This window comes from Rhodanobacter sp. FW102-FHT14D06 (genome assembly GCF_043950705.1).
Lineage (GTDB): Bacteria > Pseudomonadota > Gammaproteobacteria > Xanthomonadales > Rhodanobacteraceae > Rhodanobacter.
Genome location: NZ_CP170722.1, coordinates 143035 through 167445, shown reverse-complemented (window position 1 = coordinate 167445; position 24411 = coordinate 143035). Strand labels below are relative to the sequence as shown.

The window sequence follows — 24411 nt, the reverse complement described above, 5'->3', positions numbered from 1 at the left end:
ATGAACTCCTCGCCCAAGCTGCCGACGAAGCATCCTGACCGGGTGGCCGAGCCGCTGGCCGGTGGCTGCGTTGTGTCGGCCTCGCTGCCGGGGAAGGGGGATCTTTCCGACTGGGTGGAGTTGATGGAGGTGGTGGAGGCGTTGTGTCCGGTGTGGCCGGAGAGGGAGGGGTTGGGGGTGAAGGGGAAGTACAAGCTTTGAGGGTGGCTTGATTGGCCACGTCCCCTTTTTGCCAGGCACCCCGTTGCGTTCACGCTTTCCTGAAGCTCATGCCCGTGATGCCGGACTCGGCGATGCGCTTTTCAAGTTCCGATTTCGCGGCGTCGTTGACGTAGATGCTCGAGCGGTGGGTAGCATCCTTGAATATCGCCGCCTGGGTCGGGATCGCAGAGTCCTTGAACACCGGTTTTTTGATGAACCCGCCCGGCAGCACGTTTGACCTGTCGTGGTCGATGCAGTCGATGACGTTGGTGATGTTGTAGTAGTACTCGACCTCGCCAAGCACGTCGATTTCGAGCAGTTGGCCGAACTGGCCGAGGAATTCGCCCAGCGCGTCGCGCGCCCTGGCGTTGAGCGCAAGGCTGCCGGGCCGGAACGGGCTTATGTCTACGCGTGGTTTTGGCTTCGATCGCTTCTTGTCGGTGAACGGTTGCAGCTTGGGTGGCTTCGACCAGTGGATCGGCGATCCGTCGCCGCCGAACTGGTCCCAGAAGTGCAGGTTGGCTCGATCGCTTTCGGTCGCCACGAGCATGGATGCCTTGTCGATCGAGTCGTTCGCAATTTCCCAGATTGTCATCGCATGGCCCGGTTAGTAGGGGAAGACGCCGTCGACCAGCTCTTGCTTGATCTGACGAAGCGCCAGTCTCCCGTTCTGAGGGTTGTTGGCTGGTACCGGCATGAGCCGCGCCAGGACATTCAAATGGTAAAGGTCGGTATGTATCACCGCATGCTTCGATGCGCCCGGAATGCTGGCCACCGTGGACTTCTTGTGGGCCGGCAGATACACGCCGTTGTCGACGTCGTTGATGCCTATGCACCATCGGAACAGCATCTTTCTCGCTTCGTCAGCGCGTAGATCCGTGGCCGCAACCACGTGGTGCGCGGACACCGTTCTGGGTGCGGCATCGACCGGCCGAATCTGACCCGCGGCCTTCATGTTGCGCGTCAGTTTCGTCGAGTGCCGTGTTGTTCGCTCGGCCTCGGCCATCAGTCGTTCTGCCGTCACCGGCAATGTGAAGCCATTCCTGTAAAGGGTTTCTCGCTTCTTCTTTCTGACGACGAGTTCGTTGCCAACCTCGTAGGCCACCGTTCCTTGGGCGATCCGATTTGCTCCCAGCCGCAAGCCGAGCAAGTCGAGATCGTGTTCACCCGATCGGCTTTTCCCCTCATCGAACGCCATAAGTGCTCACTCCTGTGAAAGGGAACTCTACGTTCGCAGCGAATGGTAGCGGAAGCGAAAAAGTGGGGGCAAAAACGGTGGCAAGAACGGAGTGAGGTTGAGTTGGCCCGTTCGGCAGACCCCACTTGGCAGCGCGCGGGGGGTTGGACGAGGGCTGGGGCGGTCCCTGCCCTTCGCTCGCGCCGTGACGTAACGGGCCCTGTTCGAGGATGCGCTGTCCATTGAATTGGCATCGGATATCCGCGACTACCCGCAGCAACGGAAGATACCGGGCTTGGATCGATTCCGCGCATGGGTCGAGGCAAGGGCTGGCCGTTTCGCCCGTTCGCGCGCCCGGCAGGCCGCCGCGGTGCCCAGTCCCCGAAAAAAGGGGTCGAAAAAAGGGGGCAGGTTCATTTAGTCCCGATTTTTCGCGGCTTGGGGGGTCTGCCGCGAGGCCTGACGCTGACTGAGCGTTGGGTCAGTGCTTCGATTTGCTGTCGAGAGCGTTCGCTGCCCCAGGCGCGCTGCTGCTGAGTGTGTTGGCGAAGGTCGTCGAGATGCTTTTCTTCCACGAGTTCATCGACCAGCGCGCGGTAGGCGGCTTGTCGTGTGGCAGGTGTGGTGGCCAGCAGCATGTATTGTTGGTGCGGCGTGATGAGCGGCGCTGGTTGTCCCATCGCGTTGTGGTGGTAGCTCGAAGGGTAGTCCGCGGGATCGTCGGTCATGTGGGCCTTGACGGGATTGAGCTCGATGTAGCGATAGCAGGTGAGCAGGTACCGGTCGGTATCGACCAGTGCTGCCTTGAAGCGTCTTTCCCACAAGTTGCCGTGCGCCGGTAGCGTGCATTGAAACTGCCGACGTAGCGGCGGCCTACCGCTTGCATCATGCGGGAGATGGCTCCGGTGGTGGCCGGTGTCACCAGCAGGTGGACGTGGTTTGTCATCAACACGTAGGCGTGGATCGCACAGTCGTGTCTGGATGATGCTCCACGCAACTCCTGCAGATAGCGCAAGTAGTCGGCTTCTCCCGCGAAGCAGGCTTGGCGGTCATTGCCTCGTTGAACCACGTGTTGCGGGATGGCGGGAAGATCGATACGGGGCTAGCGCGCCATGCCGTGCTTCCTGCGTTGGAGCGGATCAGGTTGCATGGCTGTTGAAACGAGTGCTGCCGGGAGCGCGCGCGTGGCGCACTTCCATACGGCTCAATCTGGCGTAGGAAATGAACCTGACCCCTTTGGGCGCGAGTACCCCTGCTGCATCAATGACCGCGACCGTGGAAGTGGCTGGTGCCGGCACCGACGGAGATGCTGATGCCGCCGCTCGGCTCGTCGCAGCTGCCGAAGGCCTTGGTGACGTTGACCGTGCCGGTCTGGTAGTTGCCGCTGAAGCGGCTGCCGCCGGCCACGCCCATGCCGACGCTGCCGTGGACTTGTGGCTGGTTGTAGGTGGAGTCGTCGCAGTCCGCCCGCGTGTCGCGGGCGACTTCGGTGTTGCCCAGGCGTCCGCTGGTGTCGCCGTAGTAGACGCCTGGCGGGTCGCGCGGTGGCGTGGCGGCGACGCTGTCTGCGGTGCGCGTGCGGGGCGTGGTGGCGTCGTTCGCAGGTGTGACCGTGGTGCTGCTGGCGGCTGGCAGTTCGCCGGGCGGGAGTTTGAGATTCAGCGGCTGGGTTGTGCTCTGCGCCCATGCCGGCGCGGCCAGCAAGGTGGCCAGCAGGGCGGGGAGAAGGCGGGGGACGTTCATGCGGACTCCGGGGTGATCACGTATCCAACGCGCGAGGCCGCGTCGGCGTGTACATCCCTGTTGGAAAGGCGGCGCGCCGACAAGTTCCGGGAGGCGTCACGACCTGTCTGTCGTAGGAGCCCGCTTGCGGGCGATGCTTCTGACGAGGTCGCCCAAGAGCATCGCCCGCGAGCGGGCTCCTACGGGTGTTCGGTTCAGCCGGTGGTTTCGATGCGTTCGACGCGACGCAGGCCGCGGGGGAGCAGGTTGCCGCGGGTGGCGCGGTTGCCGCCGTACTCGACCAGGTCGGCCCACTTCAGGGTGAGCTTGCGCGCGCCGGCGTACAGGGTGACCTCGCCCTTGCCTTCGGCGACGACCGCCACGCCGGCCACGCGCTCGCCCTCGGCCAGCTGCTTCTTGGGAATCTCGATCAGCTTGTTGCCCTTGCCCTTGTCCAGTTCCGGCAGTTCGGCCACCGAGAACATCAAGAGATGCCCTTCGCTGGTGACCACCACGATGCGGTCGCGGGCCGGATCGGCGCTGACCTGCGGCGCCAGCACTTTCGCGCCGTCGCTGAGCGAGATGATCTGCTTGCCGGCCTTGTTGCGGCCGGTGAGCGATTCAAAACGGTTGACGAAGCCGTAGCCGAAGTCGGTGGCGAGGATCAGCCGCGTGTCGTTGTCGCCGGCGACCACCGCGTCGAAGCTCGCGCCCGCGGCCGGGCTGAAGCGGCCGGTCAGCGGCTCGCCATTGCCGCGCGCCGAGGGCAGGGTGTGCGCGGGCGTGGAGTAGGCGCGGCCGGTGGAGTCGATGAACGCGACCTGCTGCGTGGTGCGCGCCTTCACCACGGCGAGCAGGCCGTCGCCCTCGCGGTAGTTCAGTGCCTCGGCGTCGATGTCGTGGCCCTTGGCGGCGCGCGCCCAGCCCTTCTGCGAGAGCACCACGGTGACCGGTTCGCTGGCCACCAGCGCGCTCTCGTCCAGCGCATGCGCCACCTCGCGCTCGACCAGCGGCGAGCGGCGCGCATCGCCGAACTTCTCGGCATCGGCGCGCAGTTCGTCCTTGATCAGTCCCTTCAGCTTGGCCGGCGATTTCAGCAGCACGTTGATGCGCGCGCGCTCCTCCTCGAGCTGGTCGCGCTCGGCGTTGATCTTCATCTCCTCCAGCCGTGCCAGCTGGCGCAGCCGGGTTTCGAGGATGTAGTCGGTCTGCTCCTCGCTGAGCCGGAAGCGTGCCATCAGCACCGGCTTGGGCTCGTCCTCGCTGCGCACGATGCGGATGACTTCGTCGAGGTTGAGGTAGGCGGTGTGCAGGCCTTCGAGCAGGTGCAGGCGACGGTCGACCTTGGCCAGGCGATGTTCCAGGCGCCGGGTGACGGTGCTGGTGCGGAAGCTCAGCCACTCGGTGAGGATGCGCTTGAGGTCCTTCACTTGCGGCCGGCCGTCCAGGCCGATCATGTTGAGGTTGACGCGGAAGCTCTTCTCCATGTCCGTCGTGGCGAACAGGTGCTGCATGGTCTCGTCCGCGTCGACGCGGTTCGAGCGCGGCACGATCACCAGCCGGATCGGATTCTCGTGGTCGGACTCGTCGCGCAGGTCCTCGATCATCGGCAGCTTCTTCGCGCGCATCTGCGCGGCGATCTGCTCGAGGATCTTCGACGGGCTGACCTGGTGCGGCAGCGCGGTGATCACGATGTTGCCCTCTTCGCGCGTGTACACCGCGCGGGCGCGCACCGAACCGCCGCCGGTCTGGTACATCGCCAGCAGGTCGGCGCGCGGGGTGATGATCTCCGCCTCGGTCGGGTAGTCCGGCCCGCGCACGTGCTCGCACAGGTCGGCGACGCTGGCGTCCGGATCGTCCAGCAGGCGGATGCACGCGGTGGCCAGTTCGCGCAGGTTGTGCGGCGGGATGTCGGTGGCCATGCCGACCGCGATGCCCATCGAGCCGTTGAGCAGCACGTGCGGCACGCGCGCCGGCAGCCAGCTCGGCTCGTCCATGGTGCCGTCGAAATTCGGCACCCAGTCCACCGTGCCCTGGGCCAGCTCGCCGAGCAATGCCTCGGCGATCGGGCTGAGCTTGGATTCGGTGTAGCGCATCGCGGCGAAGCTCTTCGGGTCGTCCGGCGAACCGAAGTTGCCCTGGCCATCGACCAGCGGATAGCGGTACGAGAACGGCTGCGCCATCAGCACCATCGCCTCGTAGCACGACGAATCGCCGTGCGGATGGAACTTGCCGATCACGTCGCCGATGGTGCGCGCGGACTTCTTCGGCTTCGCGGTGGCGGCCAGGCCAAGCTCGCTCATCGCGTAGATGATGCGCCGCTGCACCGGCTTCAGGCCGTCGCCCACGAACGGCAGCGCGCGGTCCAGCACCACGTACATCGAGTAGTCGAGATAGGCCCGCTCGGCGTATTCCTTCAGCGGGATCTGTTCGTAATTGGCTTGCAGGTTCATGGAGTTGGATCAATCAGGTAGCGCGCAGGCTGCGCGGATAGCCGGACGATGGTGCCAGAAAGCCGGTGCCTGCGGGTACCTTTCAGTGATCGATGCCGTTGTCTTCGAGCGGGTGCCTGAACTTCACGCCGAGCTCTGCGGCGATGGCGTAATTCGCATCGCAATAGAGGTTCCTGCTTTGGAACTGGTCGATACGTTGGAAATAAACAGGCGGTGATCCTGGTGCACCATCCGCATTGTGCGCAACACGATAGATCGAGAATGTCATGCGCGCTTTGTCGGCATAGGACGTCCCCAGGGCGCGATCAGCCGTGATAACGGTGACGGAACCCTCCGAGTTGCGTAGCAAGACCATGTCGCGCAGCCAGCAATCCGCCCCCTCGATGGTGTCGAAGGCCACGTATTCGGGAATCTTCTCGTTGAAGAACGGCACGACATTCCACATCGGCTTCCTCTGCACCGTCCCATCCGTTTCGCCGGCCTCAACATGATCTTGCATGTAGAACGTGATGTGCTCGAAATCATGTGCGTTGAAGTTGCTTCGGTGGGCATTGAAGACCAGATCTTTCCGGCCATCGCCATCGATGTCGATCGCGTTGGGCCCGTTGGCGATGTCGATGACCTGCAGGTGGCTGAAATTTCGGCCGTGCGATGGCTGCACCGGCGTTTGTGCCCGCAAGGCAAGCGGACACACCAGTGCGAATGCAACGATCCATGCGGACTTCATCACGGCGATGACCTCAATTTCGTTGAGCGGAGATGCCGAGCTTTCGTAACTGCGCCTGCACGCTGTCCGGCCCAGCCAGGTGCGCGGCGCCGACGGCGATGAAGACTGTACCGGGCTGCTGCAGCATGGCGGTGATCTTGGTCGCCCACACCTGGTTGCGCTGCACCAGCAGCCGTTGGTAGAGCTTCGGCTCGTGCCGGCGCATGTCGTCGTTGCCGATGCGCGCGATGCTGTCCACGTCGCCGGCCTTCCAGGCGTCGATCAGCTCGGTGAGCTGGAACGCGCCCTTGTCCGCGTCGCGCATGGTCGAGCGCAGCAGGGCCAGCTCGATCGCGCGCGGCATGTCGGCGAGAAAGCGGATCTGCTGTTCGGCGGTTTCCAGTCCCAGCACCGGCTTGCCGGCAGCGCTCATCTGCGCCTTCAGCTGCTTGTCCACGCCATGCTCCGGGTCGAGCCCGGCCTTCAGCAGCGGCGTCACCGCCAGCGTCAGCGCGGCCAGCCACGGGCGCATCACGTTCAGCGTCTGCATGCCGCCGGGCACGCCGAGCTTGTTCGCCAGCAGGCCCAGCCGATGCGCCTCCGACTCGCTGAGCCGGCTGGACAACGGGTGCGCCGCATCCATGCCGTGGCGCAGCACCAGCGCCGCCATGTTCGCCGGGTCGTCGTCGGTCAGTTCGATGTACAACGTCCGGCTGTCCGCCATCGCCCGGTCCAGCGTCGGGTCGTGCCAACTGGCGTCGCTCGGCATCAGGTGCACCGTGCCGAACAGGTAGATCGTGGTATCGGCATCCTTCACTACCCACAGAGCGGGGTGGGCGATGACTGCCGCGGGCAGCAGCAGGAGCAGGCAGAGGGAGATGCGGGCGAGCAGGTGTTTCATGCCTGCGAGTGTTGCGGCAAGCGCGTGGCGGTTCAATCCGGTACCCCGGATTGTCTGCGATCGTCCATGCCGATCAGTCGCCCGAACGCCAGCGCGGCGGCTCGCCCTTCAGCCAGCACACGGCGATCAGGCCGAGGGTAAGCAATGCCAGGCTGAGCGCGAACATGACCGGATCGGCCGCTGGCCGCAGGAAACGAAAGACGAGTGCAACACAGCCCGCATAGACGGCGAGGCAAACCCAGCCCTGCCACCGAGCCGGCAGGCCCCAACCCCAGCCGTACCGCTTGGCGGGAAACCAATACTTGTTCCGGCTATCCATTTTCGGCTCCCGGGGAGAGTTTGTGGCGTTTGAATTTGAATGAAGCCGACCTCGTTTGACCTACAGGCCGAGCAGCCCCCACGTCCAGTAAACACCAATGCCCATTTGCACGGCAAAGGCGGTGAAGCGGGCATTGACGGCGATGACGCTGGTCGAAGCCAGGTGGATGCCGGACTGGATGACCCGCGCGCCCAGCAGCCACGGGGCCAGCGCATCCGTGACTTCGGTCCGGTTCGTCACCAGCGCTACAAGTAGCAGACCGCCGAAGACGGGCAGGCTCTCGGTGCAGTTCGCATGAGCACGTGCGAGCCGCTGCATGAATGGCGAGATATTCGAGTTGTCGGGCTTGAACTCATTCGAGCGCACGCGACCCGTGAGGACGAGGTAGCTGCGCAGCACCTCCATCACGACCAGCAGGAGCAGCGTCCAGGCGAGGAACAGCGTGAGTACCAGAGCTGAGGTGGTCATGGTGCCGCCTGCGATTTGCGTGGAGTGGGTGGCATGGATGGGAGGCGCCGGCTACGTCGGGGTTTCGCTGGTCAGCGCGGAACGCGGTAGCCGCCGGGCACGCCGTGCGGGCTCAGGGTGAGCTGCCACAGCTGGTCGCGGCGGCTGCGGAAGACCGCGGCGGAGACGGCGAGGTAGTAGCGCCACATGCGCCGGAAGCGTTCGTCGTAGGTTTCCGGCAGGGTGGGCCAGGCGGATTCGACGTTGGCGCGCCAGGCGGTGAGGGTGCGGTCGTAGTCGGCGCCGAAGTTGTGCCAGTCCTCGACCACGAACAGGTCTTCCAGCGCGGCCGCGACCTGGCTGGCGGCGGGGATCATCGAGTTGGGGAAGATGTATTTCTCGATCCACGGATCGGTCTGCGCCGGCGCGCCGTTGCTGCCGATGCAGTGGAGCAGCGACAGGCCACCCTCCTTCAGGCAGCGGCGCACGGTTTCGAAATAGCTGCGGTAGTTCTTGCCGCCGACGTGCTCGAACATGCCGATCGAATACACCGCGTCGAACGGCTCGTCGACCTCGCGGTAATCCTGCAGGCGGATATCGATCGGCAGGCCGGCGCAGAGTTCGCGCGCGTAGTCGGCCTGCTGTTGCGAGACGGTGACGCCGACGCCCTCGACGCCGTAGTGCTCGGCGGCATACTTCAACGCCTCGCCCCAGCCGCAGCCGATGTCGAGTACGCGCTGGCCGGTCTTCAACTGCAGCTTGCGGCAGACCAGGTCGAGCTTGGCCTCTTGCGCGTCATCGAGGTTGTCGGCCTTGGCCCAGTAGCCGCACGAGTACACCAGGCGCTTGCCAAGCATGGCCTGGAACAGGTCGTTGCCGAGGTCGTAGTGGGCCTTGCCGATCTCGAACGCGCGCTCGCCGCGCTGCAGGTTGATGAAGCGCGCCTTGAGGTGGGCGAGCACGGTGTCGAGGGTCTTCAGGCCCTGGTCGATGCCCGCACTGAGCAGGCGGGTGCACAGGCCGGGCAGGTCGGCGGCGTCCCACCAGCCGTCCATGTAGGCCTCGCCCAGGCCCAGCGAACCGTGGGCAAACACGCGGGCGTAGAGGCGTTCGTCGTGTACCTGCAGGTCGGTCGCGTCGTGGCCGTTGATGTGGATGCCGGCTTGCGCCAGCAGTTCCCCGGCGCGGTTCTTGAGGTCGTCCTGGCTCATGCGCTACCTCGTGCCTTGATGATGCCCATGCGGCTGCGGCGAATCGCCGAGTACCGCGAAGCTTGCCGGCCAGCGTGCATACGTGGCGTCGACGCGGGCCTCACGCAGCCGTTGCAGCAACGCCTCGGCCTGCTCGTCGAGCAGCACGAACTCGATCTTGACTGGCAGGTCGTCGGCCAGTTCGAAGAACTGCTCCTCGTGCAGCACGCCGTGGCGGCCGTAGCCGGCGATCGCGCGGAACACCGAGCCGCCGCCGATATGCAGCGCCTTGGCCTGCGCCAGCAGCCACTCGGAAAGCAGGATGCCTTCGTGACGCGCACGCGCATGGCAATAGAAGGTGAGGTGCGCGCCGTGTTGCAGGGCTTCGTGATTCATGGGGTCTCCTGTTCAGTGGCGCAGCAGGTTGCGGGTCAGGGCGAGGCCGAGCACGGTCATGCCGAGCGAGCCGGCCAGGTGGCTGAGCACGTGGCCGCCGAACCACAGGTACTGCTGGCGCAGCAGCAGGGTGACCGCTTCGCCGGAGAAGGTGGAGAACGTGGTCAGGCCGCCGAGGAAGCCGGTCATCACGAACAATTGCAGCTCCGGCGACGCGGCCTGGAAATGGCGGAACAGGCCGATTGCCACGCCCATCAGCAGGCCGCCGGTGAGGTTGGCGGCCAGGGTGCCCAGCGGCAGGGTGGGGAACAGCGGGTTGAACAGCAGGCCCAGGCCCCAGCGGCACCAGCAACCGAGGGCACCGCCCAGCCCGATCGCGACAAATCCAGTCAGACCCACGTGCGCTACTCCGTTGCAGGAAAGGTTCCGGCGACCGCAGCGACAGGCAGGCCTGCGCCGCCGGGAACCGGCGTTGCAGGCATCATCAACCTCGTGGCGGAAGCACCCGGGGTGGTTGGTTGCGGACGCGTCGCGCGCCCGCAACGGGAGGCATGCCATCTCCCATCGGGCCATCGTAGTGGAAACCGCCGGCCGCCCGTCAAGCGTGGATCAACCGCCGCGCCTGCCGACCGGCGCGACCGGGTCGGTCACGCTTTCCACCGACATCAACACGGTCGCGGTGGCCAGGGCGCGAACCAGGCTGGGCGAACGGTAGCCCGGGTCGGCCAGCCAGCGACGCCACACCGATTCGTCCACCTTCTCGTTGACGCCGCTGCCCACGGTGCGGTCGAACGGCGGCTTGAACTCCTTGTAGAGGCCGTCCATGAACTCCTTGTAGGAGTCGCGCGGCACGCCCGTGCATGCATCACGCGGCGGCACCAGCAGTTCGCTGCAGGTGAGGCCGGCCTTGATCGCGCGGGTCTGCAGCCAGGCCAGGGCCAGGTCGGGCAGCGGGTCGGGCTTGCGGCCGGCGCCGTCGCGGCGATTGCCGCCGCCCACGTCGGAGTGCGAGCCGATGAACCAGCGTTGCTCGACGTCGATCTGTTCGCGCTTCTTCGAGGTCAGCGATTCGCCGGGCTTGACGGTGTACGGATTGCGCGTCCACACCGCGGGCTGGAAATCGCCGCGATGTTCGTCCAGCGCCAGCGCCTGGTAGGCGTGCTTGACGATCTTGCTCAGCTCGGTGTCGTGGAAGCGGTAGCGCGAGCGCGCAAACGGAAACCACGAGGCAGTGTCGGGGATGCCGAGCGAACCGACCGTGTCCCACACGCCGATGAAATGGATGTCCACCTCGATCGAGTGCTGCTGGCGAAATGCCCGCGCGGCCGGGTCGTCGGGCCTGGTCTCCACGTCGCGGTAGAAATCGTAGGCGTGACTTGCGTCGGCGCGGGACAGCTTGCCGCGGCCGTCGCGCTTGAGCAGGCCGCATTTTCGGATCAGGCCGCCCAGGCTGCGCGCGGTATAGGCGCCGCGGCTGAAACCGAACAGGTAGATCTCGTCGCCCGCCTGCCACGTGTCGCACAGCCAGCGGTAGCCATCCAGCACGTTGCCCGAGAGGCCATAGCCGAACGCGCCGCCGAGCAGGTGGGTGATCCCGCGCTTCACCCCCACGCCGGGGATGTAGTTGACCTGTTGCACGTTGCCCAGTGCGTCGCGCGGCGCGATCAGCCGACGCAGGCGCTCCACGTTGGTATTCGATTCCGGCTTGTTCCAGGTGCCGTCGAACAACAGCACCAGTCGGCGCGTGGTCATGGATTCCTCCGTCGCGACGGGCGCAGCCCGCGACAGCTTCGGGTCGATCGGCGCCGACTGTAGCAGGCGCCATGCGCCAGTGTGGCCGGCGGCGTATGCTGCAAGGTCAACTCCGCCAGACGAGGCGACGCGCGACGATGCAGTCACGGGCCCGGACAGACATGGCGCAGGCGTTCCGGCGCCTGCACGACCGCAGCCGCGTACTGCTGCTGCCCAACGCCTGGGATGCGCTCAGCGCGCGGCTGTTCGCGCGGCGGGGCTTCGCCGCGGTGGCCACCACCAGCGCCGGCGTGGCGTGGTCGCTGGGCTACGCCGATGGCGAGCAGGCGCCGCTGGACGAGGTGCTGGCGGCGGTCGCCCGCATCGTGCGCGCGGCGGAGGTGCCGGTGACGGTGGACATCGAGACCGGCTACGGCGAGACGCCGGCGGAGGTGGCCGCGACGGTGCAGTCGGTGATTGCCGCGGGCGCCGTCGGCATCAACATCGAGGACGGCATGCCGGGCCACGGCCCGCTGCGCGAGGCGTCCGCGGCGGCGGCGCGGGTGCGCGCGGCACGAACGGCCGCCGACGCGGCCGGGGTGCCGATCGTGATCAATGCACGGGTCGATCACTGGATGCAGCATGACGGCGCCGAGCCGGCCGCACGCCTGGCCGACGCCATCGAGCGTGGCCGCGCCTACCTCGCCGCGGGCGCCGACTGCATCTATCCGATCGGACTGGCCGATCCGGCCACGCTGGCCGCGCTGGTGCGCGCGCTCGACGCGCCGGTCAACGTGGCGGCAGGCGCCGGCATGCCCGGCCTGGCCGAGCTTTTCCGGCTCGGCGTGGCCCGGGTCAGCACCGCCACGCGGCTGACCACGCTGGCGCTGGCGGCCGTCGATCACGCGCTGGCGCGCATGCGCGAGAGCGGAAATTTCGAGGGACTGGTTGCCGACTTCGGCTACGCCGACGCGCAGCAACTGTTCGAACCGGTTCGAACTGACGAGAGGTGACAGGAATGAGTGGACGCATCGACTACAGGACCGCCTCGCCGGCCGCCTTCAAGGCCATGCTGGCGATGGAAGCCCAGGTTCGCGGCAGCGGCCTGGAGCATTCGCTGATCGAGCTGGTGAAGATGCGCGTGTCGCAGATCAACGGCTGCGCGTACTGCCTGGACATGCACAGCAAGGACGCGCGCGCCGCTGGCGAAACCGAGCAGCGGCTGCACGTGCTGGCGGCGTGGCGCGAGGCGCCGTTCTACTCGGCGCGCGAGCGTGCCGCGCTGGCCTGGGCCGAGGCGGTCACCCTGGTATCGACGAACGATCTGCCTGACGCCCTGTATGACGAGGTACGCACCCAGTTCGACGACAAGGCCATGGTCGATCTCACCCTGGCGATCATCGCGATCAACGGCTGGAACCGGCTGGCCATCGGATTCCGCGCGGATGTCGGCAACTACCAGCCGCAGCCGGCGGGTTGATCGCGCCATGGTGCTGGAGCGCGCATTCTACCGGCGCGACCCGCGCACGGTGGCGCCGGAACTGCTGAACAAGGTGCTGCGGCACGCCGACGGCCGCAGCGGCCGCATCGTGGAAACCGAAGCCTACTGCGGGCCGACCGATCCGGCCGCGCACTCCTGGCGCGGCCGCACGGCGCGCAATGCGACGATGTTCGGTATGCCGGGGCTGCTCTATGTGTACTTCACCTACGGCATGCATTGGTGCTGCAACCCGGTCTGCGGCGAGGAGGGCGAGGGCGTGGCGGTGTTGTTGCGCGCGCTGGCGCCGCTGGACGGGCTGGCCGCGATGCGCGCCGCACGCCCCGCCTGCCGCAGCGATCGCGACCTGTGCCGCGGACCGGCGCGGCTGTGCCAGGCGATGGGCATCGACCGCGCGCAGGACGGCATCGACCTGGTCGACGGCGCCGGCGGCTTCAGCATCGTCGACGATGGCGTGCCGCCGCCCGCCGCGCCGGTGGTCACGCCGCGCGTCGGCATCACCCGCGCGGTCGACGAGCCGTGGCGCTGGTACGTGCCGAACGACCCGCACGTCTCGCGTCGCTGAGCGGAGGTGCTTGCCGCGCAGACCACATGGAATTGACGGCAGGTTGATCGCGCGCGGTACACGGTACCCAGCCTCACCATCCATTGCGGAGCCTGCGGCCATGCCTTATTCCTCCATCAGCAACCTGCCCGATTCCGTACGCGACCACCTGCCCAGGCACGCGCAGGAGATCTACAAGGAAGCATTCAACAGCGCCTGGGACGAATACGCCGACAAGGACGAGCGGCGCGGCGACGAGTCACGCGAGGAAGTGGCGCACAAGGTCGCCTGGTCGGCGGTCAAGCAGAAGTACGAGAAGGGCCGCGACGGCAACTGGCACGCCAGGTAGCCGGGATTCGGGGTTCGGAGCCGGGGATTTGCGTCAGGCGTGCGGCAGGCCGCGCGCCTTGAGAAATTCGCGGGCATTTTCGGCGTCGTGTTCGAACCACGCGCGGGTCGAGCCGAGCCGGAACGAATAGCCCCAGGCGTCCATGTCGCGCATCAGGCGTTCGCGGCCCACGCCGGGCAGCTCGTCGGCCAGCACGATCTGCAGGTAGCAGGTGGCGTCTTCTTCCTCGATCGAATCGGTGGCGTCGGTATGGACGTCCGGACGTCTGTCCGCCGGCAGCACGATCAGGTGGCCGGCCTCGTGCAGCAGCGAGTGCGCCGGCGTGTCGTCGCGGGCGTAGACGGTGGTGCCGATGATGCCGGCCTCCTCCTCGCCCCAGAAGCTGCCGGGAATCGGTTCACCCGCCGCCACCCGCTGCAGGTGCAGGCCGAAGCGGCCGAGCAGCGCCGCAGGCGCGTCGAATCCGATGTCGGCCATGCGCAGCACGGTGCGAGCCGGATCGCCGGAAGGTCGCGTGATGTCGGGATGCATGGTCGTGCGCCGGGCGCGTGCGTTGGCGGCGGAGTGGAGCCGGGCAGGGTGCCGGCGGGCAGTCGAATGATGAAAACCGGCTGGCCGCGGCTCAGCCGGTCCTGGCTTCGTCCTTGTTCTCGCCCTTGGCCGCCTGCTTGCCTTCCGGCAGGGTGACCGAGAGTTCGAGGATCTCGTGGCCGCTGTCGCGCTCGAAGTTGATGTTGATCGCATCGAGGTCGACGTGGACGTATTTCTTGATCACTTCGAGCAGTTCGTTGCGCATCATCGGCAGGTAGTCCGGTGCGCCGCGGGTGGAGCGCTCCTGCGCCACGATGATGCGCAGGCGTTCGCGCGCCACCGTGGCGGTGGCTTCGGGCTTGCGCTTCAGGAAATCGAGAATACCCATCGTGATCAACCTCCGAACACGCGCTGGAGAAAGCCCTTCCTGGGCACGTCGATGAAGCGCAACGGGCGCTCTTCGCCGAGAATGCGGGCCACCGTGTCGCCGTAGGCCTGGCCGGCCTGCGAGTTGGCGTCGACGATTACCGGGATGCCGTTGTTGGAGGCGGTCAGCACGTTCTCCGATTCGGGGATCACGCCGACCACCTCGATGCCGAGGATTTCCTCCACATCCTTCACGCTGAGCATCTCGCCGATCGCCACGCGCGCCGGGTTGTAGCGGGTCAGCAGCAGGTGCTGGGTGACCGGGGTCTCGCCCTTCTCGGCGCGCCGGGTCTTGCTGGCGAGCAGGCCGAGGATGCGGTCCGAATCGCGCACCGAGGACACTTCCGGGTTGACCACCACCACGGCGTGGTCGGCGAAGTACATCGCCAGGTGGGCGCCCTTCTCGATGCCGGCGGGGGAGTCGCACACCACGTACTCGAAACCCTCCGCGGACAGGCCGTCGAGCACCTTCTCGACGCCTTCCATGGTCAGCGCGTCCTTGTCGCGGGTCTGGCTGGCAGCCAGCACGTACAGGTTGTCGTAGCGCTTGTCCTTGATCAGCGACTGCTTGAGCGTGGCCTCGCCGTGCACGACGTTGACGAAGTCGTACACCACGCGGCGTTCGCAGCCCATGATCAGGTCGAGGTTGCGCAGGCCGACGTCGAAGTCGATCACCGCGGTTTTCTTGCCGGCCATGGCCAGGCCGGTGGCGAGCGAGGCGCTGGTCGTCGTCTTGCCGACGCCGCCTTTGCCGGAGGTGACAACGATAATCTCAGCAGTCAAGGGCCCATCTCCGCGTGGTTGTTCTTGTTGTACAGGATGCGTGGTGAACGATCACAGCCTGGCGATCAGCAGCTTTTCGCCTTCCAGCCAGCATTGCACGGATTGACCTTCGAGTTCGGCCGGAATCTGCTCGAACACGCGGTACTGCCCGGCGATCGCGACCAGCTCGGCGCGGAAGCCGGAGACGAAGATGCGCGCCTTCTCGTCGCCTTGCGCGCCGGCCATGGCACGCCCGCGCAGGCCACCGTAAATGTGGATGTTGCCGTCGGCGATCACCTCCGCGCCGTTGGCGACGGTGCCGGTGACGATCAGGTCGCAGTCACGCGCGTAGACCTGCTGGCCGGAGCGCACCGTGCCGATGTGGTGCTCGGTGCTTTGCCGGTTGCCGGCGGCGGGGGTGGACAGGATCGGTTCGGGCGGCGGCGCGGGTTCGGTGCGCGCCGGCTGGGCTGCCGCCGGCGCGGCCGCGGCCGGTTCGTACGCCGCGCGGAACTTGGCGATCAGCGGCAGGCCCATGCGCTTGGCCAGCGCCTCGGTCTCGCTGGTGCCGTAGGCCAGGCCCACCGGCAGCATGCCGGCGCTGCGCACGGCCTCCAGCAGGGCGTCGACCGCGCCGTCGTCGGGCAGGCTCGACAGGTGGCTCAGGTCCAGCACTACCGCGGCGCGGGCGAACATCTGCGGCGCGGCGCGCACGCGGCGTTCGAGTTCGTCGCACAGCGCGGCGGCGTCGACCCGGCGCACGCGCACGCAGGCGATGCCGACCTGGCCGAAGCGCAGGTCGCAGGCGTCGTTGGTTTCGGCGCGGGCGTTCATGCGTGCCGCTCGCGGGCGATACGCCGCTGGCCGCTGTCGTCGTGCGGCAGCTCGCGCTCGGCCAGCCACGCCGTGTCGGGCAGCCCGCCGTGCTCCAGCCAGGTGTCGCGGACGTAGGCGTAGCTGGGCAGGTCCTTCGCCAGCAGGCTGACCTGCGGGCCGTCGGGCCCCATTTTTTGCTGGTCGACCTCCTGGAAGCCGTAGGTGCCGTGGAACAGCACCACCACGTCGTCGCGCGGCTCCAGGAACACCTCGCAGGTCAGCAGCGGCACGCGCACTTCGGCGTAGCTGTGCACGTCGCTGTAGAAAATGCGGCCCAGCCCGTGGCGCCGGTAGGCGTTGGCGATCACGATGCGGTCGATGTAGACGAACTGCGGATAATGCGCCGCGAACCAGCGGTAGTTCGGGCTGTCGTAGTCGAGCCCTTCGCGCAGGGCGATCAGGAAACCGGCCATGTGGCCGTCGATCTCGGCGACGCGGAAGTAGTTCGCGTGCTCGAAGAAGTAGCGCAACTGGCCGGCATCGAGGGTGAGGATGGAGCGACCGGCGGCGTTGTTGAGCGCCAGCACGGCATCCAGGTCGTGCTCGCGCACGTCGCGGATGGCAAGGGCCATTCGTTGCTCCGCAATGGTGGAATCGGGACAGGAGTCGACGGTGCGGCTCCCGGACGGCGCATTATGCCATGCGGCTGTCACGCTGGCATCAAGCCGGGAACATGTAAAACCGGCGTAAAGCGGTGCCGGCAAGGCCTGGCCGGGCGTGACTTCCCGCGCATTGCGCGCGTGGCGCGCTCCCCTATGATGCCGGGCATGCAATTGTCCAACTTCAACCACGTGCGGCTGCTGCGCTACGCCGGCCTGTTCACCTACCTGTGCGTGGGTACCCCGCTGATCACCAGCTGGGCGGCCGAACGGGTGAGCCTGCTGCATCGGCCCAACCTCGCGTTGCTGATGTGGACGCTGTGCTACCTGCTGTTCGGCCTTCTGTACTGGGTGGTCACCAGCAACCTCGGCCAGCGCCGTTACCAGGGGCTGCGCCTGATCGGGCTGGTGGCGATGAGCTTCTTCGCGATGGCGGTGGGCTGGTACAGCCACAGCGGCCTGTCGGCGATGCTGATGGCGATCAGCGCGGTGGCGTTGCCGTGGCTGCTGCCGGTGTGGCTGGGCGTGCTGTGCATCGTGCTGCAGAACCTCAGCCTGGTCGCGGTGTTCGTCAACTTCCCCGAGTACGACCACAGCGTCGGACTGGCCTTCCTGCAGACCAGCATCTACCTGGGCATCTCGGCGCTGACCTACATCGCCTCGCTGGCGACCAGCCAGCAGGCCGAGCAGAGCGACGTGCAGCGCCGCCTGAACTCCGAGCTGCGCACCACGCGGGCGTTGCTGGCCGAATCGAGCCGGATCGCCGAGCGCATGCGCATCGCACGCGACCTGCACGACCTGATCGGCCACCATCTCACCGCGCTCAGCCTGAACCTGGAAGTGGCCTGCCACCTCACCAACGAGGCGGCCGCGGCGCACGTGCGCAAGGCGCAGAGCACGGCCAAGCTGCTGCTGGCCGACGTGCGCGAGGTGGTCAGCGAGTTGCGCCAGGACGACTCGATCGACCTGACCCAGGCGCTGCGCGGCCTCACCGAGGGCGTGCCCGGCCTGAACGTGCACGTGGCGATGCCGCCGCGCTTCAGCGTGGAGGACCCGCAGCGCGCCCAGGTGCTGCTGCGCTGCGCGCAGGAAATCGTCACCAATACCGCGCGACACGCGGGCGCGCGCAACCTGTGGCTCAATTTTGCCTACGCCGAGGCCGGCCAGCTGGGGCTGCACGCGCGCGACGACGGTCGCGGCGCCGACCAGGTGGCCGAAGGCAACGGCCTGTCCGGCATGCGCGAGCGCCTGGCCGAGTTCGGCGGCAGCGTGTCGCTGGATGCCGGCCTGAGCCGAGGCTTTGCGCTGACCGTGCGGCTGCCACTGGGCGAGCAGGCTGCGCTGGCGCACACGCCCTCGCGGTTCGAGCCGCCGGCGCTGGATGTTTCGTAAGTGGTTCGGCGGCAGCCCTCGTGCAGGCGCGGTCGCCCGCGGCGGAAGCCGTGCAACAATACGGCGCTTCCCCAGGGGCACCACCCAGCCAGCCGCCAGTCACCCATGACCGAGGATCCCCGATGATTTCCGTCTGTCTCGTCGACGATCAGAACCTGGTGCGGCAGGGCGTCCGTTCGCTGCTGGACCTGGCCGAGGACATCCGCGTGGTGGCCGAGTGCGCCGACGGCGCGCAGGCCGTGCTGGAGGTGCCGCGGATCAAGCCCGACGTGATGCTGCTGGACCTGCGCATGCCGAACATGAGCGGGCTGGAAGTCCTGCAGGCGCTGTCGGCGCGCAACGAATTGCCGCCGACCATCATCCTGACCACCTTCGACGACGACCAGCTGGTGCTGCAGGGCCTCAAGGCCGGCGCGCGCGGCTACCTGCTGAAGGACGTCTCGCTGGAGCAGCTGGTCGAGGCCGTGCGCACCGTCGCCGCCGGCGGCTCGCTGGTGGCGCCGATGGTCACCCAGCGCCTGATGGCCGGCGTGGCGCGGATGCAGAACCAGTTCACCAGCCTCGAACAGCCCGACCCGCTGACCGAGCGCGAGACGGAGATCCTGCGCCTGCTCTCCGGCGGCTACAGCAACAAGGAGATCGCCAACTCGCTGAAGGTGGCCGAGGGCACGGTCAAGAACCACGTCTCCAACATCCTTTCCAAGCTCGGCGTGCGCGATCGCACCCGGGCCGTGCTGAAGGCGCTGGAACTGGGCATCGTATGAGCTCCGGCGGGGTTGCGCGCCTTGGGTGGAGCTGCCTTCGCGGCCGCGGCGGGAGCCTCTGCGGGCGGATGGCGTTCAAGCCCGCGAGCAAGTAACATCGGCGGCTTCGGCGTTTGCCGACCCCCGCTGCTGCCCCCTGGGCCCGCGCAGCTGTTGGGGCACACTCAAGGTATGGCGTAAAGACGCTTCGGAGAACTCTGGAATGATGCGTGTCTTTGAATTTCTGGTTGCCCTGGTCATCGTCGCGGTGATTGGCGTGGTGGCGGCGGTGGTCATGCCCTCCAGCGGGCACGTCGAACGCTCACAGGTTGTCGGCAAGGACATGCGCCAGGTGTACGACCTGCTGAACAATTTCCGGCGCTTCCCGGATTACTCCGTGCTCCGTTCACAGGACAGCGGCGTGCAGTTCAAGTTCTCCGGCAAGGCGTATGGCCCGGGTTCCGAGATCAGCTGGACCAGCACCGACCCCAAGCTGGGTGACGGCGGTCTGACCATCGCCAGCGCCACGCCGCAGTTCGACCAGATCGACAACAACACGCAGGATGCGACCATCGTCTGGAACCTGGACAACAACTGGCGCGGTCTGGACAAGCATTTCACGCTGGATCTCGAGCGCCAGGGTCACGGCCGCCTGACCCAGATCACCTGGTCGTACGACGTGCAGTACGGCTGGAACCTGATCAACCGCTTCGCGAACCTGTACATCCACGGCGATCCGGACTCGTTCATCCAGTTCAGCCTGAACAACCTGCAGAACGTGCTGGCCGGCGTGGCCAACGTCGACTACAGCGGCCTGATGCCGAAGATCGCGCAGTCGCAGCCGACCCCGGTGCTGTTCGTCACGCGTCACATCGACCGCAGCAAGGGCGGCTCCGAAGTGCTCGACGACATCCTGGCGCAGTCGCAGACCGAGCTGAAGGCGCAGGCCAAGAAGCTGGGCGTGAACGTGACCGGCCCGGCGATCCTGTTCATCACCAACTACGGCGATCCGGATTTCGATTTCGACGTGGCCCTGCCGATCGACTCCAGCACGCTGACCATCAACGGCCAGAGCGAGCAGCTGACCGCTCCCGTCGCGCCCACGCTGGACGCGACCGCCGCCGCCGAGCCGGCGCCGTCCGCTTCCGCCGCAGCCGCCGCCGCGGCCGCCGCCACGGCCGGCACCCGCGACCGCTTCGGCAATCTGGTGGTGGAAGGCGATGTGCGCGGCATGATGGCCTTCGGCGGTTCCACGCTGCAGGGCATCTGGGAAGGCACCTTCAACGGCGTGCCGCAGACCGTGAAGATGCTCACCGCCTACGCGCAGACCCACGGTTACAAGTTCGACAGCACCGTGAACCCGCCCTACGACATCGTGGTCGCGGCAGAGGTGAGGGATTCCACCGGTGCGATCACCAGCTACGCACGCCACCAGGTGTCGCTGCCGCTGCTCGACGCGCCGGCACAGACGCCGGAGCAGGAAGCAGGCCTGCTTCCGCCCGAGCAGAACGGTGCACCGGCGGCCGCAGGTTCGGCGCCCGCACCGGCCGCCTCCAGCGCACCGGCTGCGGCTGCCACTGCCGCCGAATAAACCTGGCGCACGGCAGCTGTTCGATGAAGGCCCTTTCGTGACGAAAGGGCCTTTTTCTTGGGCGCCCCTGCGACTGCACGCCGGACGTGCGCGCGGTCGCGGCGCTCTTGCGGTACATTGCCGGGACACTCCGGCGCCCCGACTGGCCGGCGGCCAGCGCGTCGCCAGCCCGGCCACAGCCCGCTCGCGGACATGATCGAAACCGACAAACTCACCCGATGCTACGGCAACCTCACGGCGGTGGATGCATTGAGCATCCGCGTCGAGCCGGGCCAGGTGCTGGGGCTGCTCGGACCCAATGGCGCGGGCAAGTCCACGGCCATGCGCATGATCGCCGGCTTCCTGGTGCCGACCTCCGGCAGCGCGCGGGTGTGCGGTTACGACGCGATGCGCGAACCGCTGAAGGCCAAGCGCGCGCTGGGCTATCTGCCCGAGGGCGCACCCAGCTACGGCGAGATGACCGTGCGCGAGTTCCTGCAATTCATCGTGCGCATCCGCGGGCTGCGCGGCGAGGCGGGCTATCGGCGCATGGATGCGGTGGTGCAGCAACTGCAGCTGGACGAGGTGCTCGGCTTGGGCATCGACACGCTGTCCAAGGGTTTGCGCAGACGCGTGGGCCTGGCCCAGGCGATCCTGCATGACCCGCCGGTGCTGATGCTGGACGAACCCACCGACGGCCTCGACCCGAACCAGAAGCACGCGGTGCGCCAGCTGATCGACATGATGGCGCGCGACCGCACGATCCTGATCTCCACCCACCTGCTGGAAGAAGTGCACGCGCTGTGCAACCGGGTGGTGATCATCGCCCGCGGCAAGCTGCTGGCGGATGCCACGCCCGCCGAGCTGGAGGCGCGCTCGCGTTATCACGGCGCGGTATCGTTCAGTGCGCCGGGCAGCGGCATGTCGCAGGAAATGCTGGGCCGGCTGCCGCAGGTGGCCGGAGTGGAGATCGATCCGCTGGACGGTCGCGTCACGGTGTTCCCCAAGCCGGGCGAGCGCATCCTGGAACCGGTCGAGCGGCTGTTGCAAGAGCAGGGGCTTGAAGTCTCCGAGATCCAGCTCGAACGCGGCCGCCTCGACGAGGTGTTCCGCCAGATCACCAGCGGTGAGGAAGTCGGCCGCGGGGTGGCGGCATGAGTCCGGTCAACGCGGTGGTGCGGCGCGAGCTGGGCAGCTACTTCGCGACGCCGGTGGCCTATGTCTTCCTGGTGATCTTCCTGGTGCTCGCCGGCATCCTGACCTTCTACGTCGGCGATTTCTACGAGCGCGGACAGGCCGACCTGCAGCCGTTCTTCGTGATGCACCCGTGGCTGTACCTGATCCTGGTGCCGGCGATCACCATGCGCATGTGGGCCGAGGAGACCAAGGGCGGCACGCTGGAACTGCTGCTCACCCTGCCGCTGACGCTGTGGCAGGCGATGCTCGGCAAGTTCCTCGCCGCATGGCTGTTCATCGGGCTGGCGCTGGCACTGACCTTTCCGATCTGGATCACCGTCAACTACCTGGGCGCGCCGGACAACGGCGTGATCCTGGCCGGCTACCTGGGCAGCTGGCTGATGGCCGGCAACTTCATCGCCATCGGCGCCTGCCTGTCGGCGCTGACGCGCAGCCAGGTGGTGGCCTTCATCCTCACCGCGCTGGTCTGCGTGCTGCTGATCCTGGCCGGGCAGCCGCAGGTGCTGGATTTCTTCCAGGGCGCGCTGCCGCGGCGCCTCATCAACGCCGTGGCGCACCTTTCGATGCTGCGTCATTTCGAGGCGATCTCGCGCGGTGTGCTCGACCTGCGCGACCTGCTGTACTTCGTGCTCAGCACGCTGGGCTGGCTGGTCGCCGGCGTGTTGCTGCTCGACCTCAAGCGGACGCGCTGAACGATGCCGCGCCTGCGCCTGCCCCGCCTGCTCACCACGCCGCTGCGCCTGACCCGCAGCAGCTGGCTGTACGCCGGCCTGGTGGCGCTGGTGCTGGTGCTGGTGCCGCTGGTGGTGGCCAGCAGCCGCTGGCTGCATGCCACGCGGATCGACCTGACCGCTGACCAGCTCTACACGCTGACGCCCGGCACGCGGCACATCGTGGACAGCCTGCAACGGCCACTGCAGCTGACCCTGTACTTCTCCGAGCACGCCACGCGCGACCTGCCCAAGCTGCGCAGCTACGAGCGGCGCGTCAACGAGATGCTCCAGGAGATGGTGGCGCGCTCGCACGGGCGCATCCGCCTGCGCGTGATCGACCCGGTGCCGTATTCGGACGACGAGGCGGGTGCCGAGGGCAGCGGGCTGATTGCCGCCAATGGCGGCAGCAACGGCGAGCGGGTGTTCTTCGGACTGGCCGGCAGCGCCATGGCGCCGGGCGAGGCGCGTGGTGCGGAGGACGCCGGCACGCCGGAAAAATCGCTCTCGATCGCGTTCTTCGATCCCTCGCGCGAGGCCTTCCTCGAATACGACATCGCCAAGCTGCTGTACGAGCTGAACCAGGTGCGCAAGCCGGAGATCGGCGTGCTCAGCTCGCTGCCGGTGCAGGGCGACCTGGCGCTGGGCGAGCAGCCCTGGGCGGTGATGCAGCAGCTGGGCCAGTTGTTCGAGCTGAAGACCCTCGACGCCGCCACCCTGCAGCACGTGGATGATCGCCTGAAGGTGCTGCTGCTGATCCACCCCAAGCAACTGCAGCCGGCCGCGCAGTACGCGATCGACCAGTACGTGATGGGCGGCGGCCACCTGGTGGTGTTCGTCGATCCCGATGCCGAGCTCGACGCCGCACCGTTCACGCCCGACATCGGCGGCTTGCCTGCGCACGCCTCGGACCTGCCGCGCCTGTTCGCCGCGTGGGGCGTGGAATACCAGCCGCGCGAGGTGGTGCTGGACCGCAGCCGCGGCCTGCAGATCGAGCTGGCCGGCAGCAGCCTCAACCATCCGGCAATGCTCGGGCTGGGCGACCAGGAGCTCAACCGCAATGATCCGGTGACCGCCAGCCTGCAGCGCATCAACGTCTCCAGCATCGGCCATTTCGACCTCACCCGGACCGCGACCGCGCGGCTGGTCCCGCTGCTGCAGAGCAGTGCCGACGCCGAGTTGGCGCCGACCCAGCGGGTGATGGATGCCAGCAGCGACCCGACCAGCCTGCTCGAAGACTACAAGGCGGACAACGCGCACTACGTGCTGGCGGCGCGGTTGCGTGGCACCTTCGTCAGCGCGTTTCCCGAGGACGCCGGCAAGCCGGGCCACCGTGCGCATTCGGCGGCCAACGCACAGGTGGTGCTGGTGGCCGACACCGACGTGCTCAGCGATCGTCTGTGGGTGGAGCCGCAGACCGTGCTGGGCCAGACCATGGTGCGCATCTTCGCCAACAACGGTGATTTCGTCACCAACCTGGTCGACAACCTCAGCGGCTCGTCGGCGCTGCTGTCGATCCGCGCGCGCTCCACCTCGCAGCGGCCGTTCACCCGGGTGCAGGCGCTGCGCAACGTGGCCGACCAGAAGTTCCTGCAGAAGGAGCAGGAGCTGGAGAAGGAGCTGGCCGACACCCGCCGCCGGCTGGACGAGCTGCAGCCGGCCAAGGGTGCGCGGTCGAGCACGGTCACCCCCGAGCAGCGCCGCGAGATCGAGCAGTTCCGCCAGCGCCAGCTCGCCATCAACAAGGAGCTGCGCGACGTGCAGCACCAGCTCAATGCCGAGATCGACGCGCTGGGCCTGCGCGTGAAGGTGATCAACATCGTGCTGGTGCCGGCGCTGGTGGTGCTGATCGGCCTGCTGTACGGCTGGCGTCGCACCCGCCACAGCCGGCGTCGACGCTGATGGCGGCAATCTGCCGCAAGCGACCGTCCGCGGCAGGGCAGACGGGGCCGGCGCGGCGCACTATGCTGG

29 protein-coding genes and 1 riboswitch are annotated in these 24411 nt (G+C 67.3%); of the genes, 11 read left to right on the top strand and 18 right to left on the bottom strand.

Annotated elements, in window-relative coordinates; all coding sequences use genetic code 11:
• Entirely contained in the window at positions 1 to 201 is a 201-nt protein-coding gene (locus tag ACFCQI_RS00925) for a hypothetical protein (RefSeq protein ID WP_395119505.1), read from the top strand.
• Positions 202 to 250: 49 nt separating this feature from the next.
• On the opposite strand, the gene ACFCQI_RS00920 is transcribed toward ACFCQI_RS00925, so the two are convergent.
• The 13 genes from ACFCQI_RS00920 to ACFCQI_RS00860 form a co-directional block, all read right to left on the bottom strand.
• Positions 251 to 796 (bottom strand): hypothetical protein, encoded by a 546-nt coding sequence (locus ACFCQI_RS00920; RefSeq protein WP_395119503.1) that lies wholly within the window; start codon positions 794 to 796, stop codon positions 251 to 253.
• Between the two features lie 12 nt (positions 797 to 808).
• A complete protein-coding gene (locus tag ACFCQI_RS00915; RefSeq protein ID WP_395119501.1) occupies positions 809 to 1399 on the bottom strand; it encodes an AHH domain-containing protein in 591 nt (196 codons plus the stop codon).
• A 392-nt stretch (positions 1400 to 1791) separates the two neighbouring features.
• Positions 1792 to 2202: a transposase gene (locus ACFCQI_RS00910; RefSeq protein ID WP_395121414.1), complete on the bottom strand. Its 411-nt coding sequence runs from the start codon at positions 2200 to 2202 to the stop codon at positions 1792 to 1794.
• A complete protein-coding gene (locus ACFCQI_RS00905; protein ID WP_395119499.1) occupies positions 2103 to 2447 on the bottom strand; it encodes a transposase in 345 nt (114 codons plus the stop codon). Before ACFCQI_RS00905 ends, ACFCQI_RS00910 begins: the two co-directional genes overlap by 100 nt.
• Before the next feature lie 191 nt (positions 2448 to 2638).
• Entirely contained in the window at positions 2639 to 3121 is a 483-nt protein-coding gene (locus ACFCQI_RS00900) for a hypothetical protein (protein ID WP_395119497.1), read from the bottom strand.
• A 194-nt stretch (positions 3122 to 3315) separates the two neighbouring features.
• Positions 3316 to 5553, bottom strand: a complete 2238-nt coding sequence (gene parC, locus ACFCQI_RS00895) for a DNA topoisomerase IV subunit A (RefSeq protein WP_395119495.1) — start codon at positions 5551 to 5553, stop codon at positions 3316 to 3318.
• 82 nt (positions 5554 to 5635) lie between these two features.
• Positions 5636 to 6280 (bottom strand): hypothetical protein, encoded by a 645-nt coding sequence (locus tag ACFCQI_RS00890; RefSeq protein ID WP_395121209.1) that lies wholly within the window; start codon positions 6278 to 6280, stop codon positions 5636 to 5638.
• 13 nt (positions 6281 to 6293) lie between these two features.
• The gene (locus ACFCQI_RS00885) at positions 6294 to 7160 is read right to left on the bottom strand and encodes a TraB/GumN family protein (RefSeq protein ID WP_395119493.1); all 867 of its coding nucleotides are present in this window, start codon (positions 7158 to 7160) and stop codon (positions 6294 to 6296) included.
• 379 nt (positions 7161 to 7539) lie between these two features.
• Positions 7540 to 7947, bottom strand: coding sequence for an MAPEG family protein (locus tag ACFCQI_RS00880; protein WP_395119491.1), 408 nt, complete (start codon positions 7945 to 7947; stop codon positions 7540 to 7542).
• 71 nt (positions 7948 to 8018) lie between these two features.
• A complete protein-coding gene (gene cfa / locus ACFCQI_RS00875; RefSeq protein ID WP_395119489.1) occupies positions 8019 to 9137 on the bottom strand; it encodes a cyclopropane fatty acyl phospholipid synthase in 1119 nt (372 codons plus the stop codon).
• 3 nt (positions 9138 to 9140) lie between these two features.
• On the bottom strand, positions 9141 to 9512 hold the full coding sequence (locus ACFCQI_RS00870; RefSeq protein ID WP_395119487.1) for a DUF190 domain-containing protein: 372 nt from the start codon (positions 9510 to 9512) through the stop codon (positions 9141 to 9143).
• A 12-nt stretch (positions 9513 to 9524) separates the two neighbouring features.
• Complete coding sequence (crcB, locus tag ACFCQI_RS00865; protein ID WP_395119485.1) at positions 9525 to 9911, bottom strand: fluoride efflux transporter CrcB; 387 nt, start codon at positions 9909 to 9911, stop codon at positions 9525 to 9527.
• Between the two features lie 69 nt (positions 9912 to 9980).
• Positions 9981 to 10083: riboswitch (Fluoride riboswitch) on the bottom strand.
• Between the two features lie 38 nt (positions 10084 to 10121).
• Positions 10122 to 11264: a DUF2235 domain-containing protein gene (locus tag ACFCQI_RS00860; protein WP_395119483.1), complete on the bottom strand. Its 1143-nt coding sequence runs from the start codon at positions 11262 to 11264 to the stop codon at positions 10122 to 10124.
• A gap of 161 nt (positions 11265 to 11425) precedes the next feature.
• Between ACFCQI_RS00860 and ACFCQI_RS00855 the strand changes: the two genes are divergently transcribed.
• The 4 genes from ACFCQI_RS00855 to chaB all read left to right on the top strand — a co-directional run bounded on the left by ACFCQI_RS00855 (position 11426) and on the right by chaB (position 13634).
• A complete protein-coding gene (locus ACFCQI_RS00855; protein WP_395119481.1) occupies positions 11426 to 12256 on the top strand; it encodes an isocitrate lyase/phosphoenolpyruvate mutase family protein in 831 nt (276 codons plus the stop codon).
• 5 nt (positions 12257 to 12261) lie between these two features.
• Entirely contained in the window at positions 12262 to 12723 is a 462-nt protein-coding gene (locus ACFCQI_RS00850) for a carboxymuconolactone decarboxylase family protein (RefSeq protein ID WP_395119479.1), read from the top strand.
• Positions 12724 to 12730: 7 nt separating this feature from the next.
• Complete coding sequence (locus ACFCQI_RS00845) at positions 12731 to 13306, top strand: DNA-3-methyladenine glycosylase (protein WP_395121413.1); 576 nt, start codon at positions 12731 to 12733, stop codon at positions 13304 to 13306.
• A gap of 100 nt (positions 13307 to 13406) precedes the next feature.
• Positions 13407 to 13634, top strand: coding sequence for a putative cation transport regulator ChaB (gene chaB / locus ACFCQI_RS00840; RefSeq protein ID WP_395119477.1), 228 nt, complete (start codon positions 13407 to 13409; stop codon positions 13632 to 13634).
• A gap of 33 nt (positions 13635 to 13667) precedes the next feature.
• Here chaB and ACFCQI_RS00835 read toward each other — a convergent pair whose 3' ends face one another.
• The 5 genes from ACFCQI_RS00835 to ACFCQI_RS00815 all read right to left on the bottom strand — a co-directional run bounded on the left by ACFCQI_RS00835 (position 13668) and on the right by ACFCQI_RS00815 (position 16801).
• On the bottom strand, positions 13668 to 14165 hold the full coding sequence (locus ACFCQI_RS00835) for a hypothetical protein (RefSeq protein WP_395119475.1): 498 nt from the start codon (positions 14163 to 14165) through the stop codon (positions 13668 to 13670).
• 91 nt (positions 14166 to 14256) lie between these two features.
• Positions 14257 to 14553: a cell division topological specificity factor MinE gene (gene minE / locus ACFCQI_RS00830; RefSeq protein WP_395119473.1), complete on the bottom strand. Its 297-nt coding sequence runs from the start codon at positions 14551 to 14553 to the stop codon at positions 14257 to 14259.
• Between the two features lie 5 nt (positions 14554 to 14558).
• Positions 14559 to 15374, bottom strand: coding sequence for a septum site-determining protein MinD (minD, locus tag ACFCQI_RS00825; RefSeq protein ID WP_395119471.1), 816 nt, complete (start codon positions 15372 to 15374; stop codon positions 14559 to 14561).
• A gap of 51 nt (positions 15375 to 15425) precedes the next feature.
• The gene (gene minC, locus ACFCQI_RS00820) at positions 15426 to 16187 is read right to left on the bottom strand and encodes a septum site-determining protein MinC (RefSeq protein WP_395119469.1); all 762 of its coding nucleotides are present in this window, start codon (positions 16185 to 16187) and stop codon (positions 15426 to 15428) included.
• Positions 16184 to 16801, bottom strand: a complete 618-nt coding sequence (locus tag ACFCQI_RS00815; protein ID WP_395119467.1) for a GNAT family N-acetyltransferase — start codon at positions 16799 to 16801, stop codon at positions 16184 to 16186. The genes minC and ACFCQI_RS00815 overlap by 4 nt, the downstream gene beginning before the upstream one ends.
• A 195-nt stretch (positions 16802 to 16996) precedes the next feature.
• On the opposite strand from ACFCQI_RS00815, the gene ACFCQI_RS00810 reads away from it, so the two are divergent.
• From ACFCQI_RS00810 to ACFCQI_RS00785, 6 genes are all read left to right on the top strand, one after another.
• The gene (locus ACFCQI_RS00810; RefSeq protein ID WP_395119465.1) at positions 16997 to 18220 is read left to right on the top strand and encodes a sensor histidine kinase; all 1224 of its coding nucleotides are present in this window, start codon (positions 16997 to 16999) and stop codon (positions 18218 to 18220) included.
• A gap of 122 nt (positions 18221 to 18342) precedes the next feature.
• A complete protein-coding gene (locus ACFCQI_RS00805; RefSeq protein WP_395119463.1) occupies positions 18343 to 18984 on the top strand; it encodes a response regulator in 642 nt (213 codons plus the stop codon).
• A gap of 202 nt (positions 18985 to 19186) precedes the next feature.
• The gene (locus ACFCQI_RS00800) at positions 19187 to 20554 is read left to right on the top strand and encodes a polyketide cyclase (RefSeq protein ID WP_395119461.1); all 1368 of its coding nucleotides are present in this window, start codon (positions 19187 to 19189) and stop codon (positions 20552 to 20554) included.
• A gap of 192 nt (positions 20555 to 20746) precedes the next feature.
• A complete protein-coding gene (locus ACFCQI_RS00795) occupies positions 20747 to 21691 on the top strand; it encodes an ABC transporter ATP-binding protein (RefSeq protein WP_395119459.1) in 945 nt (314 codons plus the stop codon).
• On the top strand, positions 21688 to 22422 hold the full coding sequence (locus ACFCQI_RS00790) for an ABC transporter permease subunit (RefSeq protein WP_395119457.1): 735 nt from the start codon (positions 21688 to 21690) through the stop codon (positions 22420 to 22422). Before ACFCQI_RS00795 ends, ACFCQI_RS00790 begins: the two co-directional genes overlap by 4 nt.
• 3 nt (positions 22423 to 22425) lie before the next feature.
• Positions 22426 to 24342 carry a Gldg family protein gene (locus tag ACFCQI_RS00785; RefSeq protein ID WP_395119455.1) on the top strand — a complete coding sequence of 639 codons (1917 nt, stop codon included), beginning with the start codon at positions 22426 to 22428 and terminating at the stop codon, positions 24340 to 24342.
• Positions 24343 to 24411: the final 69 nt, after the last annotated feature.